This window comes from Nocardia fusca NBRC 14340 (genome assembly GCF_001618425.1).
Classification (GTDB): domain Bacteria; phylum Actinomycetota; class Actinomycetes; order Mycobacteriales; family Mycobacteriaceae; genus Nocardia; species Nocardia fusca.
In genome coordinates, this window is record NZ_BDCU01000053.1 from 107,278 (window position 1) to 120,908 (window position 13,631).

The window sequence follows — 13,631 nt, forward strand, 5'->3', positions numbered from 1 at the left end:
GAACGGTCACTCGTGCACTCGACAGCGCACACCTCGTGGTGACTGATGTTGTTCATCTCATGCTCCCCTGGTCTGTGCATAGTCGACGATGAGGGAAGTGACAGCATCGAGGCAGGCTTCCCCGATCGCCTTGGACGCGCCCTCCGGATCGCCGAGGATGCCGTTCGGGGTTACCGAGTCGATTCCATCGTGGAAAGTCCGAGCCAGCAGCTCCTTGTCCACAATGCCTGTGTACCCGCGGGTGAAGTGGTCAGTGCGTACTTTGTCGGGGTGTAGCACCAGCATGACCGAAGTTTCGGCCACGTCCGCGTGACCACCGACATTGCTACCGAGGGAGGCAACGTCTTCGGCGGCCCGACGCCACGCACCGATGATGGCTTCACCGTCGGTGAAGACGATGACCGACAACGGTTTCAGTTTCCGCTCCAGGCGTGGCGTGAATTCGCTCATGACGGGGCAGTTTCCGATGTGGCCGGAGAACACGACCATTCGTTCGAAACCGGCCGCGGTGAGGTTCGCACCGTAGTCTTCGCAAGTCGCTTCGAGAGTCGATGCTCGAAGCGATAGCGTTCCCGGGAATCGGAGATGATGCGGCGAGTAGCCGACACGAACGGTCGGCAGAACAAGAGCGCCTCCTAAGCGCCGCGCGATCCGCACCGCGAGCTCGTCTGCGTGGTCGGCATCCATCGACAGGGGAAGGTGCCGGCCGTGCTGTTCGATTGCCGCCAGAGGCAGGACGGCCGTCCGAGCGCCACCACCGATAGCAGCACCGATCTCGGCGCTCGTCATGTACTCGATTCGGATTTCGTTGCTCACAGACCCGCCCGCCTGCGCTGGGCTATTCATGGCCGGTCCCGGGAATCCGTGTGTGACGAGCGATCTGGTCGTACTCGTCGGCGTCGTACATCTCGTCGACGAGATCGGAGAACGAAGCCAGGACGTTGGCCCGGCGGATCGTGGCCTTGAGAGTCAGTTCTCCTCCTGCTGCCGATAATTCGCGTGGGAGAACGCGGAATTTCTTTACCTGCAGAGGCCGGGCGAGCTCGGAGTTCACCTCGTCGATCCACCGGGCGATGGCCGCGTCCCGTTCATCCGAACCCATTTCTCGTGCCTTGTCGCCAGCCGCGAGCAGGACGGTGAGGTACTTGCGGCCGTCGCCCACCACGATGGCCTCGTCGACAAGTGGACTCGATTTGAGTTTGACCTCGATCGGCTGAGGGCTGACAGCTTTTCCGCCACTGGTCTTGAAGACATCGTTCATCCGTCCGATGATCTTCACCTCCCCGTCAGGGGCGAGCTCGACCAGGTCCCCGGTGCCGTACCAGCCATCTTTCAGGGCGGCTGAGGTGGCTTCGGGGTTGCGCCAGTATCCGGTGAACAGACCTGGGCTGCGCAATTGCAGCTCTCCCTCGTGGGAGACGCGGACGGCCCACCGGGGGTCGGGCATACATTTGCCGATGGTTCCGGGTTTCGGGAAGGGGCGATCCCACTGGGCAACCACCGAGCCGCAGGTCTCGGTTGTTCCGAAGAGCTCTCGAAGGTCCACGCCCCACATCTGCCACAACGCGGCAACCTCTGGCGTCATACTTCCCGAGGCAGTCCAGCTGACCTGGATACGGTCCATGCCCACCTTCGCTCGAAGAGGGAGGAATACAACTCTCGAGCAGCGCCGATAGAGCGCCTCGAGATACCTCGGGACTGTATGTCCTCGCCATCGGAAGGCATTGACCTTGCGGGCGACCTTCATGGCAATCGAATACTTGAACCGGAATCCACGACTTGATTCGGAAAGTGCCTGCAGGGTTTCACTTGCCAGCTTCTCGTGCATCCGCGGCGGCCATACCACGGCTGTGGGCCGCACACCGATGAGTGCCTCGACTCGTTGATCCATAGTGCAGTAGGTGATGACGAGCCGTGTCATGATGGGCGCGAATACGCCGACGAGAGCGGGAGCGACGTGCGAAAGGCCGAGGAAGCCGACCAGGTCGTGGCGCTTCCGGCCGATCTCGGGGTATGACATAGCGAAAGCGTCGACCGAGTATTGGAGGGTGCGGTGGGTGTGTACCACACCCTTCGGTGCGCCCGTTGATCCTGATGTGGAGAACAGCGCCGCTGGATGGTCGATGTTGCCGGACTCGACCAGGTCGGTGAACAGGCGGGGCTCGGACTTTGCACGTTCGGCGCCGGCGTCGCGAAGTGAGCGCCAGCTCGTTGCTGTGACGGATTCCGGATGACTGGTCGGCCGGCTGTCGAAGCCGATGATCGCGCGAAGCTGCGGTAGTTCCAGCGCTGCAGAGGTCACCTTGGCGATCTCTGAAGCTGTCTCGACAAAGACTGCTGTCGCCTGGCTGTTCTCGAGTGAGTGTGTGAGTTCGGAGGTCGAACTCGTCGGAAAGATCCCGACGATCACCCCGTCCATGCTCAGGATCGCGAGTGCGGCAATGATCCACTCCCGGCGTGATGATGACATGATGCCGACGCGGTCGCCTGGTAGTACACCGAGACTGTGAAGACCGAGAGTGGCCTCTCTCACTTCCTCCACGTACTCACGCCAGCTCGTCGAGCGCTGAACTCCGCCCTCCCAGCTGTAGAAGGCCACCGTGTCGGGTTCGTACTCGGCACGATCGCACAGCATCTGGGCGAAAGTTCGATCCACCGCGCTGAATCCCGCCGTGCTGTGAAGCACCGGTATCGTTTCTGCGTTATCGCCGCTGGGCGAGTTTGTCGATGATGGTTGTCCTGCCACCTTGGTCAGTCCATTCCTCAGCCAATATGTCGTTCGTCCTTGATGAGTTTGCGCGCAAGCCCGGGGATCCGGGTCGCAGGACTGCGCCGCGAAACTCGATCCTCAATGGTGATGGTTCATCGGGTTTTCTACTCGTGCCATTCGACTCGACTGGTCAGTTCTTCTTCCAGTTCTCGCGCCTTTCACGGGCGGCCGGGTCGTCGAAATATGCAGCAGCGGAGGCGATCGTTCGATGCAAATACGCCTCATCACGAGTATCGTCCGGAGCATTCAGGCTCTGCTTCAGTGCCCCGTACAGGACCGGCGCCTTGGATCCGGCGGCAAGCGCACAGGCGACAGCTTGATCGAGAAGTTCTCCAGGGCCGGTTATCGTGTCCACGAGGCCGATCTCGCGTGCGCGATGTGCATCGAACAGCTCTCCGGACAGCAGCATCTTCCCGGCCCTTCGTGTACCGAGGACCTGGCCGGCCCGTTGGATACCTTTGTCGGCCGGAAGCAGGCCGTGATTGATCTCGGGAAAGCCGAATTGTGCATGCTCGACGGCCAGCACCCTGTCGGCGAAGAGCGCGATCTCCATTCCGCCGCCTACGCAGTGACCATTGACAGCGCACACCACTGGGCGTGGGAATCTGTCCATAGCTACGAGTAGTGCATGGAAATCCCTCATCCTGGCGCCGATTTCTGTGTGTGCCGCTCCCTCGAGCTCCTTGATATCGCCACCGGCGGTGAAGAATCGGTCGCCGTGTCCGGTAAGCATGACCGGCGGTGCATCGGGCTCGGCGGCGAAGCCGGCGAACAGACCTGTCAACGACCTGATGAGCGCGCGGTTCAGTGCATTCGCCGGCGGCCGGTCAAGGGTGACCACAAGTACGCCGGTGCGATCGGCGACCGTCATCCCCGGGTACTGGGAGGTGTGAAGTTCCGTCACGAGTGCACCCGAGCTTCTTGCCGTGACGAAGAGCGCACGACGGAGTGGCCTTCGTCATGTGCGGAAGGGAAGTGTGGCTCCCGGCCCTCGCGGAAGGCCTGCCTGGCCTCGAGATAGTCGGCACCCGCGAAGTTCAAGGTCTCCAATGCCGCCGATAGTTCGTGCTGGGGCAGTGCGTTCGTCAGCCAGCCGGTGTTGAGTGACCGTTTCGTCCACCGAATGGCTTGTTGCGAACCTTGCGCGAGGTCGTTTGCGATCCCCAACGCGCGCTCGAGCACAGATTCTCGCGGTTCGGTGAGACTGACCAGGCCGATTCGTTCGGCTTCCGCTCCTGTCAGCCTTGCTGAAGTGAGCTGGTAGTACTTGGCTTTGGCCATTCCGACGAGCAGCGGCCATATCAACGAGGAATGGTCCCCGGCAACTACTCCGACTCGGGTATGGCCGTCCATGAGCACTGCATCCTCGGCCGCAACGCTGATATCTGCCAAGAGCGCCAGCGACAGCCCCCAGCCGACTGCGGGGCCGTTGATTGCCGAGATGAGCGGCTTGTCCATGTTCAGCAGGGCAGTGATTCGACGCCGTTCGATCTCCATGAGCGCAATCGCGTCATCGAGAGTCGGGTCGGGCTGTGCTACGTCCATGCCCGTGCAGAATCCACGGCCGGCGCCCGTGACGACAGCCACCCGCGTCTGTGGATCACGATCGATGTCCACCCAGATTTCGGACATGTGCTCGAACATCGGCGGGGTCAGAGAGTTCAGTTGATCGGGACGGTTCAGGGTGATGAGAAGTACCCCGTTCGGTTTCCGCTCGACCAGGATCTCGTCGGGATAGCGTGCGAAAATGTCGTCGGCCGCGAGTGTGCTCATTGCTTCTCCTACTTAGTGCTGCTGTTGACTACTGCTGCTCGAGACGCCGCACCCGTAAACGCTTCGAGCTCGGCATAGTGAGCGGGGCGCGCGGCGCGTATATCGTTCAGAATCTCTTCCGGGCTACGCACGACGGCGCGGGGATTCTTGAACTTGGGGATTACGTACTTACCGAAGAGTTCGATCGACTTCATGAGCTCCTTATGAGGCAGTCCATCGATTCGCATGACGAGGGCATCGACACCCAGATCGGCGAAACGCTGCACTTGTGCGACACAGTCGTCCGGATCACCCACGATGAATCCGGACGAGTCCTCCAACATGTAACGCTCATCGCTGAAGTTCAGATGTTCGACCGCGCCCATGTACTGGTAGTCGCTGGAGAGCTTCGACAGCCGCTGGTAGGCGTCCGTCGAAAGCGCGACCGTTTCGGTGAGATGCCGTGCCCAGGAGACCGCCTCCTCGCGCGTTTCGGCGCAATGCATGCCACCGCCCACTGCGACGAGCTTTTGCGCCTGAACCGGATAGGTATGGGTCGCCCCTTCGAGTGCCTCGTCGTAGATGCGCAACATGTTCTCGAGGAACTCGAAGCCGAGGTAGAAGCCCCCTACGATCGCACCGACACCCAGTTCTGCTGCCGAACGCACCGATTCCGGGCTTCCCGTTGCCATGTAGATCGGCGGATACGGCGTTTGGATTCCTTTGGGCACCAGGCTTCGTGGCGGGATCTTGTAGTGCTCACCGACAAACGAGAAGACATCGTTGTGCAGTGCGCGGCGGATGACTTCGAGTCCTTCGATCTGCTGCGCCTTGTTCTCTGCCGGCGAAACCTCGAAGGCGCGCAGAGCGAGGGTGGTGTTGCCGCGGCCCACGCCGAGTTCCACTCGGCCATTGGACAAGATGTCCTCCGTGGCCAGCCGTTCGGCCACCCGGAGCGCGTGATTGATCCGTGTCGGCAGCAGAGTGACGAGATGGACGAACCGGATGCGGTTGGTGAGGGCCATCAGATAGGGGTAGAGGACCTCCGGCGCGGAGGTTGTCGCCGTACCGACCGCCACGTGCTGTTCCGACGTCCCGAACGCATCGAACCCCACCTCTTCGGCGAGAAGGACCTCGTCGACGAGCTCGCGGTAGCGGTGCTCGTAGGTATGGCCTGGAGCCGTCTCGCCCTCGCTCATGAAGATGAATCGCATAGTCACAGCCCTTCAATATGTGAGTGGTCATTAACCTAGACAGCCGATGTGACGTTGTCAACAGCCCGTCAAGCCCACCGGACCGGGGGGCGAGATTCCTTAAATCCACAGTTCAGGCCGGTTAGCGAAGACCACCCCCCTGTGGGACGTGCACTCAGCAAGGAGCTCCATCCGCCCAGCGGGTGGCAGATTCGTTAATCTGTATTAACTAGCCCGGATCGCGTGAAGCTCTGGATCTCCACTTGGGCGAGGCAGGTTGCCCGCGCCCCGGCCGGGCATTCGGGCACCTTCGGTGCGGTATCGTAGAGAGTCATGACGACTGGCAAGGTGCAACTGGAGACCCCGGACACTCGGGTCTCGCGTCGCGAATTGCTGTTGACGGTCGCTGCCGATTTGTTCCTGCACCATCCCTATGACTCGGTGACGGTGGAGATGGTCTGCGCGAAGGCGGGCATATCGGGTCCGGGTCTCTACCGCCATTTCCAGAACAAGCAGGCCCTGCTCATCGCGGTGGTGGAGGAGGGGTTGCAGTCACTTCACCGGTTCGCTCGCAGAACTGTGGAAGCCGAACCCGACCCACGGGCGGCACTGGAAACGATGATCGACTTCCATATCAAGTCGGTCATCGATTCGCCTCCCACACCGCTGATCTTCCTCAAGAACGAGCACGCCTTTCCCGAATTGGATCGCCGGCGTATCCGGCGAGAGATGAATTTGTATGCAGAAGAGTGGATTTCTACGGTTTCCCAATTGAGGGTGGACCTTTCCGAGCCGGAGGTACGCCTACTCACGCACTCGGTATTCTCGATGCTGAACGGCGTGGCCACCCTGAACAAGGGCCTCGATCGGGAGTCCATAGTCAAAACGATGTCTACGGCTGCAATTCAGGCGCTGACCTCTCCGCAACGGTAGTTCGCCGGTCGGCCCGGCCTGCCCGGACTCGATGACCCTGCCCCTTCCCATGCGCACCGTCACGGTCGGCCCGCCGACGTCGGCCGTACCGTGAGTGTCGAGCGCGCCCGGCACGGCGCAGGCCGGTGCGATCCGGCGTCGCACCGGCCTGCGTCTATGTCGTCGCCCCCGCAACCCGGCAACAACTCCCGATGCGGCGTCCTGGCCACTGTCGACCCGCGGGCCCGCAGTCGACCGACCCGTCGCCGAATCTGCCGATCACCCAGGGATTTCAAGAGCGGCATATCAGCCCGTCTGCGCTGCAGCGGGTGTGCTCTGGATGTGCTTGTTCCGGCCGGCGCCGTAGCCGAAGGCGGCCATAGCAAGGCTCGTGGCAACGAGAAGCACGAGGGAGGCGGTCCAGTTGTGCGTCGTGTCGTGGAGAATTCCGAGCAGCAGCGGGCCGGCCGCGGCGATGAGGTAGCCGATGGACTGGGCCATACCTGCCAGCGCTGCGGATTCCGCGGCACCGTTGGCGCGTTGAGACTGGAAACTCAGGGCGAGGACGAGCAGGGCGCCGCCGCCCAGACCCATGAGCGTGCAGGCGAGAATCGCCAAACCCCAACTGGTGAGCAACAGCGCAAATCCGCCGGCGACGAGAGCCGAGGCGATGGCTGCCGTGTAGCGCTGGTCCTGGCGCCCCCTTGTCATGAGCGGAAGAGCGAGGCTCGAGACCAGGGCAACTACCTGGTAGATGAAGAGCATCCATCCGGCCTGTGTCGTGCTCATGCCCTGCTGAGCGAGGATACTGGGTAGCCAGGCCAGAGCAGTGTAGAAGCAGAGGGCTTGAAAGCCCATGAAGACGCTGACCTGCCAGGCCAGCCAGGACCTCCACGGGGTCCGATGATGCGCGTTGCCGCCGGCTGCGTGTGGTCTGTCGACGCGTACGCGCGGTAGCCATGCGGCGATAGCGGCGATGGCGAAAATGGCACCCCAGGCGAGCGAGCTCCGCCACGAGCCGGGCAATGCGTCGGCCAAGGGGACTGCGATACCGGAAGAAATCGCGGCGACAAGGCCCATAGCCGTGACATAGAGGGCGCTGACGGTATGAATGTGCGCAGGTGGCACATGGTGGCGAATCACGGAGGGCAACAGCACATTACCGAATGCGATCGCCGCGGCGAGGATTACCGTGCCCAGGAACAGGCAGGCTGCCGACGGTATCGACCGCACAATCGTGCCGATCGCGAGCACCCCCAGCGAGACGGTCAGTACCCGAGCCGACCCGAACCGATGGGAAGCACGGCCGACGAACGGTGAGGTCGCTGCGAACGTAAGGAGAGGCAACGTGCTCAGGGCGCCTCCCCAGATCGCAGTCATGCCGGTTGTGCGCTCGATATCGGGCAGCAACGGTCCGACAACGGTGAGGGATACCCGGAGGTTGACCGCAACGAGCAGGATCGCGATGACAAGCCCTGCAGAGAGGACGGTTGACGAAGGTTGCGCGGGCTTGGTGAGTGTGGAGCTTCCGGGCATTTTCTAGTCTCGTTCGAATTCGATGGGATTCAGCGCGACGATCGCGGAAGCCGCATATCGGGCCGCCGTCTCGTCACCGCTCTCGATTGCCGCCACGAGGGAATGATGTAACCGTTCGTGTTCAACAAGGGCCTCCGTGTCGAATGGCACGCTGTCGAGATAGGTGGACACGGCTTCACCGAGCACCTCGTAGATTTCGGTTAGTAACGCATTGTTGCCGGCACGGACGATTGCCTTGTGAAATCGGGAATCGGCCTCTACCGCAGCCTTCATCGAACCGACCTCGACGGCATCACCGACTTCGGCGAGCAGCGTCCGCATCTCGTGCAGGTCGTCCGGCGATCGCCGTAGCGCGGCGCAACTGGAGGCGTACTCTTCCAGAACAGCACGGATCTCACGCAGTTCTTGGTGTCGCGATTCGGCTGCACGACGCATGAGCACCGCTTCGAACTCGCTGGAAGCGCGCACATACGTGCCATCACCCGCCCGAGCCTCCAGCAGCCCGAGGTGCGTCAACGCACCCAGGGCTTCACGCAGTGTCGTACGGCTCACACCGAGCTGGTTCACCAACTCGTGTTCACCCGGTAGCCGCATACCGACCGGCCACGCCCCTGACGAGATGTGTTCCCGGAGTGAATCGACCAATTGTTTCGAAAGGCTCGCGGTTCGGCGCGGCGCTGGGGGGTTCTTCACGTCACGACACTAACACGAATGTCTGACATTTGTCTGCCCTCGGACGCGGCGGCGACAGCTGGGAATATTTGCAGCGGCTATGAGCTTCCGCGGTGGGCGAGCTCGTTCAGCAGAGATGTGACCCGGTAGGTGACGAGGTCCCGCATCACCAGCGACGTGGTCGTTCTCTCGATACCGTCGATCTCGAGGATCTGACCGGCGATCCGGTACAGATCGTCGGCGTCCCGTGCGACGACCTGAATCAGCAGGTCAACGGTGCCGCTGAGACCTTGCACCTCCAGTGTTTCGGGGATGGCGTCCAGCTCCTCGGCGATGGTGGCCAGTTTGCGCTGGGTGACATTGGCGAAGAGGAATGCCCGCAGCGGGTAGCCGAGAGTGGCAGGGTCCACGCGGCGTTGAAATGATTCCAACGCGTCGGCGCCTTCCAGCTTGGCCAGGCGAGCCTGGACGGTGTTGCGGGACAGCCCTGTTCGTTGTGCGATTGCCATCGCGCTCGCGCGTGGGTCGTCGACGAGCGCGCTGATGATCCGTGCGTCGATCCGGTCGGCGCGGAACTGGTGTGCCATGTCGCCAGCTTTCGGGGGTCGAGGTGAATAGTTGGCAATTCGACAATCGCGGACGGGCATACTTCCACCGACGATGTGCATACTGCGCAAATTCAAGCGTATAGGTTGCATGAACTGCTCGTTCTACGTCCAATCAATGGGCGAACTGCATCTATGTAGCACTCGGGCAGCGATCTATCGCGTATATGGACGGAGCCGCCGGACCAGGCGTGTGTGCTGTTCCCGTACGAGAGCACTGGCTTTCATCCGACTACCCGGCGATATGGACGCGCCGATTCCAGGAGGAGCATTCCGATGACTACGGCCACCGAGCCCGAACACCCCAGCACCCTCGATGAGGCCATCGATCCCGACGCACTGTCGGAGATCGAACAGCGCACGCTGTGGTTGGCGGTGTCGATGATTCATCATGCGAATCGGGTGCGCCCGAATCCATCGGGACTCAAGGTCGGCGGCCACCAGGCCTCGTGTGCGTCGATGGTGACGATCATGACGTCGTTGTGGTTCACCACATTGCGTGCCGGAGACCGGGTTTCGGTGAAACCGCACGCCTCACCGGTGCTACATGCCATCAACTATCTGCTTGGCGAACTCGACGAGAAGCATCTGACGACACTGCGCGAGTTCGGGGGCCTGCAGTCCTACCCCAGCCGCACCAAGGACCCCGATACCGTGGACTACTCCACCGGATCGGTCGGTATCGGGGCGACCGCCCCGATCTGGGGAGCGATGGCACGCCGCTATGTCGACACCCATCTCGGCGCGACCGGCTCCGGTCGCCAGTACTCCTTGGTCGGGGACGCCGAACTCGACGAGGGCGCGGTCTGGGAGGCGATCCTCGATCCCGGGATCACCGAACTGGGCGAGGTCGTGTGGATCGTCGACCTCAACCGCCAGTCGCTGGACCGGGTGGTGCCCAATATCGCCGCGCGCCGGCTCGAGAAGATGTTCGATGCCGCGGGCTGGCAGGTCATCACCGTGAAGTTCGGCCGGCTGCTCGAATCGCTGTTCGCCCGCCCCGGCGGCGACGCGCTGCGCACCCGCATCCTCGAGATGCCCAACCCCGAATACCAGCGGCTGCTGCGATGCAGCGCCGACGAAGTACGCACCCGGCTGCCCGGGACCTGGACCGGCAGTGACCAGATCGCCACGCTCATCGCCGATCTGGACGACGAGACCCTCACCGCCGCGATCCGCAACCTGGGCGGCCACGATCTGCCCGCGCTGACCCAGGCCTACCGGCAGATCGACGACACCCGCCCGACTGTGATCATCGCCTACACCATCAAGGGCTACGGCCTGCCCACCCAAGGCCACCCGCAGAATCATTCCGCGCTGCTCACCGTCGACGAATACACCCATTTCGCCGACGGAATCGGATACGACCCGCAGCATCCGTGGCAGCGGTTCCCGGCAGACTCCACGGCCGGGCAAGTGTGTGCGGCAACCGCGGCCCGGCTGCATCGCGATCCGGTGCCTGCCCTGCCCGATATCACCATTCCCACCGAATTCGGCCGTATCCCCAAAGGCACCTCCACCACCCAGGCCGCGCTGGGACGGGCCCTGCTGGATCTGACCCGCGCCGCCCCCGAGGCCGCGCAGCGCGTCGTGACCGTCAGCCCCGATGTCAGCTCCACCACCAACCTGGGCGGCTGGGTCAACAAAGTGGGGGTGTGGTCGCCCGACGAACGGCACAACTGGTTCGCCGACGACGCCGAAACCGTCATGCACTGGAACGAACGGCCCACCGGCCAGCATATGGAGCTCGGCATTGCCGAAACCAACCTCGTCGGCCTGATCGGCGAACTCGGCGCCACCTGGAGCCGATGGGGGCAACCGCTGTTCCCGATCGGTGTGCTCTACGACCCGTTCGTCGAGCGTGCACTCGAACCCTGGTCCTACGGCATCTACGCCGGTGGCCAGTCGATCCTGGTCGGCACCCCCTCCGGTGTCACCCTCGCCGCCGAGGGCGGCGCCCATCAGTCGATCAAAACCCCCTCCATCGGCCTCGAACAGCCCGGCTGTATCAGCTACGACCTGGCCTTCGCCATCGACGTGGAATGGACCCTGCTCGCCGGCCTGGCCCGGCTGGGCCGCCCCGACGGCAGCTCCGCCTACCTGCGGCTGTCCACCCGCCCCGTCGACCAGACCCTGGCGGACGTGCCCGCTGATCCCGCGGCCCGGGAACGGCGCCGGCGGCAGGTCGTGGCCGGCGGCTACCCGCTGGTCCGCCGCGTTGGTGCCCAGCTGACCATCGTCGCGATGGGTGCGCTGATGCCCGAAGCTCTGGCCGCCGCGCAGCGTTTGGCGCAGGCCGGAGTGCCCGCCGACGTCGTGTGCATCACCAGCCCCGGGCTGCTGTTCGAAGCCCGGCAGGCCCGGCAGGGCCGCGGCGCCGGCGCGAGCTGGATCCTCGACCAGCTCTTCCCCGCCGACCGGGCGACCCCGATGGTCACCGTCCTGGACGGCCACCCCCACACACTCGCGTTCCTCGCCGGAATCAACCAGGTGCGCAGCACCGCCCTCGGCGTCAGCAAGTTCGGGCAGGTCGGCTCGCTCGACGACGTCTACCGCTATCACGGCATCGACACCGACAGCATCGTGCGCGCCGCGCTCGACATCCTGCCCTGATTTCCCGGACCTGAACACCAGGAGCCCCCACCACCATGACAACCGATCAGATCGCAGCCACCACGACGGTGTACATGCCGGTGCTCGGCGAAAGCATCGACGAAGGCACCATCACTCGCTGGCTCAAATCGCCCGGCGAGCACGTCGCGGCCGAGGAACCGCTGCTGGAGGTGGCCACCGACAAGGTCGATACCGAGATCCCTGCTCCGGCCGGTGGAATACTCGAACAGATCCTCGTCGAGGAAGACAGTGTCGTCGCTGTCGGCACAGCCCTCGCGATCATCGCCGAGCCCGACGGCGGCTCCACACAACCCGGCACCGAGCCGTCACCGCCTGCAGCCCCGGACCCCCCCGGCAGCAGCAACCCCGCCATCGCCTTCACCCGCACCGGCGCCTGCTACCCCTGCGCCAGATCCTTCCAGCACTGACGGCCAGGCCACCACCTCACTGCCTCCCACCGCAGCAGCCGAGCAGGTCCAGAAGTCCATCACGACAGTGCCCGCTCAATCCGGGGGCACCGTCGAGAAACTTCCCCGGATCCGCCGGACCATCGCCGCACGCATGGTCGAGTCGCTGCAGACCTCCGCGCAGCTGACCAGTGTCCTCGAGGTCGATATCACCGCGATCGCCGCCCTGCGCGCACAACACAAAGAGGCGTTTTCCGCCCGCACCGGCGTCAAACTGTCCTACCTGCCGTTCTTCGCCAAGGCTGCCGTCGAAGCCCTGGCGGCACATCGGATGCTCAATGCCTCACTCAACCCCGAGGTTACCGAAGTCACCTACTACGACCACTGCCACCTGGGAATGGCCGTCGACAGCGATAAGGGCCTGATGGTGCCCGTCATCCGCGACGCGCACACCCTCACCATCTCCGGCCTCGCCCAGGCAATCGCGGACAAGGCCGACAAAGTGCGCTCCGGCACGATCACCCCCGACGAACTCGGTGGCGGCACCTTCACTCTCACCAACACCGGAAGCCGCGGCGCGCTCTTCGACACCCCCATCATCAATCAGCCGCAAACCGGGATCCTCGGCACCGGGGCCGTCGTCGAACGACTGATTCCCCGGCGGCCCGAGGGCGCGCTCGAAATCAGTGTCCGGTCCATGGCATACCTGTCGCTGTCCTATGACCACCGAATCGTCGACGGCGCCGACGCGGCGCGCTTCCTGACCACGGTCAAACACAAGCTCGAAAACGGATTCACCGCCGCCGATCTGGCCTGACAAGAATCGGCGAGGACAGACATGACCCCGCACGAGCGCTCGATGGTCGAATTCGTCGTCAAGTGGTACCGCTTCGGCAACGGAGACGAATACATCCTCCCGGCCTTCGGAATCGCCCCCGGAATCTTCTATCAACGTGTCCTATGGCTGCTCGACACCGACAAGGATCACTACCTCGATTCCCGGACCGAACAGCAACTACGAGAGTTCTGCATGAGAAAACTGTCACTCCTCAGCCCCGAGGGACCACAGCCCACCTCGACATCTTGAGATTGGACCGCAGGCCCGCCCCCAACCGACAACCTCCTACCGCGCCGTGGCGACACCGACGCCACCAGGCACACCGGCCGCTGC

Annotated in this window: 11 protein-coding genes and 1 pseudogene; 4 read left to right on the plus strand and 8 right to left on the minus strand. The window is 63.4% G+C overall.

Annotation, left to right across the window (positions count from 1 at the left end; all coding sequences use genetic code 11):
- Positions 1-57: 57 nt before the first annotated feature.
- The 5 genes from NF4_RS31170 to NF4_RS31190 all read right to left on the minus strand — a co-directional run bounded on the left by NF4_RS31170 (position 58) and on the right by NF4_RS31190 (position 5,736).
- Positions 58-789 (minus strand): creatininase family protein, encoded by a 732-nt coding sequence (locus NF4_RS31170; protein ID WP_232330727.1) that lies wholly within the window; start codon positions 787-789, stop codon positions 58-60.
- A gap of 49 nt (positions 790-838) precedes the next feature.
- A complete protein-coding gene (locus NF4_RS31175; protein ID WP_063130974.1) occupies positions 839-2,746 on the minus strand; it encodes an AMP-dependent synthetase/ligase in 1,908 nt (635 codons plus the stop codon).
- A gap of 154 nt (positions 2,747-2,900) precedes the next feature.
- Positions 2,901-3,641, minus strand: a complete 741-nt coding sequence (locus NF4_RS31180; RefSeq protein ID WP_063814760.1) for an enoyl-CoA hydratase/isomerase family protein — start codon at positions 3,639-3,641, stop codon at positions 2,901-2,903.
- A 29-nt stretch (positions 3,642-3,670) separates the two neighbouring features.
- A complete protein-coding gene (locus NF4_RS31185) occupies positions 3,671-4,543 on the minus strand; it encodes an enoyl-CoA hydratase/isomerase family protein (RefSeq protein WP_063130976.1) in 873 nt (290 codons plus the stop codon).
- Between the two features lie 8 nt (positions 4,544-4,551).
- Positions 4,552-5,736 carry an LLM class flavin-dependent oxidoreductase gene (locus NF4_RS31190; RefSeq protein ID WP_063130977.1) on the minus strand — a complete coding sequence of 395 codons (1,185 nt, stop codon included), beginning with the start codon at positions 5,734-5,736 and terminating at the stop codon, positions 4,552-4,554.
- 312 nt (positions 5,737-6,048) lie between these two features.
- On the opposite strand from NF4_RS31190, the gene NF4_RS31195 reads away from it, so the two are divergent.
- Positions 6,049-6,648, plus strand: coding sequence for a TetR/AcrR family transcriptional regulator (locus NF4_RS31195; RefSeq protein ID WP_063130978.1), 600 nt, complete (start codon positions 6,049-6,051; stop codon positions 6,646-6,648).
- Positions 6,649-6,933: 285 nt separating this feature from the next.
- Here NF4_RS31195 and NF4_RS31200 read toward each other — a convergent pair whose 3' ends face one another.
- From NF4_RS31200 to NF4_RS31210, 3 genes are all read right to left on the minus strand, one after another.
- Positions 6,934-8,163 carry a CynX/NimT family MFS transporter gene (locus NF4_RS31200; RefSeq protein WP_063130979.1) on the minus strand — a complete coding sequence of 410 codons (1,230 nt, stop codon included), beginning with the start codon at positions 8,161-8,163 and terminating at the stop codon, positions 6,934-6,936.
- Positions 8,164-8,166: 3 nt separating this feature from the next.
- Positions 8,167-8,856 (minus strand): FadR/GntR family transcriptional regulator, encoded by a 690-nt coding sequence (locus NF4_RS31205; protein ID WP_063130980.1) that lies wholly within the window; start codon positions 8,854-8,856, stop codon positions 8,167-8,169.
- Between the two features lie 77 nt (positions 8,857-8,933).
- Positions 8,934-9,422, minus strand: coding sequence for an Lrp/AsnC family transcriptional regulator (locus NF4_RS31210; RefSeq protein ID WP_063130981.1), 489 nt, complete (start codon positions 9,420-9,422; stop codon positions 8,934-8,936).
- Between the two features lie 294 nt (positions 9,423-9,716).
- On the opposite strand from NF4_RS31210, the gene NF4_RS31215 reads away from it, so the two are divergent.
- The 3 genes and pseudogenes from NF4_RS31215 to NF4_RS31225 all read left to right on the plus strand — a co-directional run bounded on the left by NF4_RS31215 (position 9,717) and on the right by NF4_RS31225 (position 13,547).
- Positions 9,717-12,053 carry a thiamine pyrophosphate-binding protein gene (locus NF4_RS31215; protein ID WP_063130982.1) on the plus strand — a complete coding sequence of 779 codons (2,337 nt, stop codon included), beginning with the start codon at positions 9,717-9,719 and terminating at the stop codon, positions 12,051-12,053.
- A gap of 35 nt (positions 12,054-12,088) precedes the next feature.
- Positions 12,089-13,277 (plus strand): annotated as a pseudogene (locus NF4_RS40340) (2-oxo acid dehydrogenase subunit E2).
- A 21-nt stretch (positions 13,278-13,298) separates the two neighbouring features.
- Complete coding sequence (locus NF4_RS31225) at positions 13,299-13,547, plus strand: hypothetical protein (protein WP_063130983.1); 249 nt, start codon at positions 13,299-13,301, stop codon at positions 13,545-13,547.
- Positions 13,548-13,631 lie beyond the last annotated feature (84 nt).

What these genes read in the sequence shown, in the direction of transcription:
- NF4_RS31170 (WP_232330727.1), bottom strand. Translation starts at nt 789, where the DNA reads ATGACGAGCGCCGAGATCGGTGCTGCTATCGGTGGTGGCGCTCGGACG.
- NF4_RS31180 (WP_063814760.1), bottom strand. Translation starts at nt 3,641, where the DNA reads ATGACGGTCGCCGATCGCACCGGCGTACTTGTGGTCACCCTTGACCGG.
- NF4_RS31185 (WP_063130976.1), bottom strand. Translation starts at nt 4,543, where the DNA reads ATGAGCACACTCGCGGCCGACGACATTTTCGCACGCTATCCCGACGAG.
- NF4_RS31190 (WP_063130977.1), bottom strand. Translation starts at nt 5,736, where the DNA reads ATGCGATTCATCTTCATGAGCGAGGGCGAGACGGCTCCAGGCCATACC.
- NF4_RS31195 (WP_063130978.1), top strand. Translation starts at nt 6,049, where the DNA reads ATGACGACTGGCAAGGTGCAACTGGAGACCCCGGACACTCGGGTCTCG.
- NF4_RS31200 (WP_063130979.1), bottom strand. Translation starts at nt 8,163, where the DNA reads ATGCCCGGAAGCTCCACACTCACCAAGCCCGCGCAACCTTCGTCAACC.
- NF4_RS31210 (WP_063130981.1), bottom strand. Translation starts at nt 9,422, where the DNA reads ATGGCACACCAGTTCCGCGCCGACCGGATCGACGCACGGATCATCAGC.
- NF4_RS31215 (WP_063130982.1), top strand. Translation starts at nt 9,717, where the DNA reads ATGACTACGGCCACCGAGCCCGAACACCCCAGCACCCTCGATGAGGCC.
- NF4_RS31225 (WP_063130983.1), top strand. Translation starts at nt 13,299, where the DNA reads ATGACCCCGCACGAGCGCTCGATGGTCGAATTCGTCGTCAAGTGGTAC.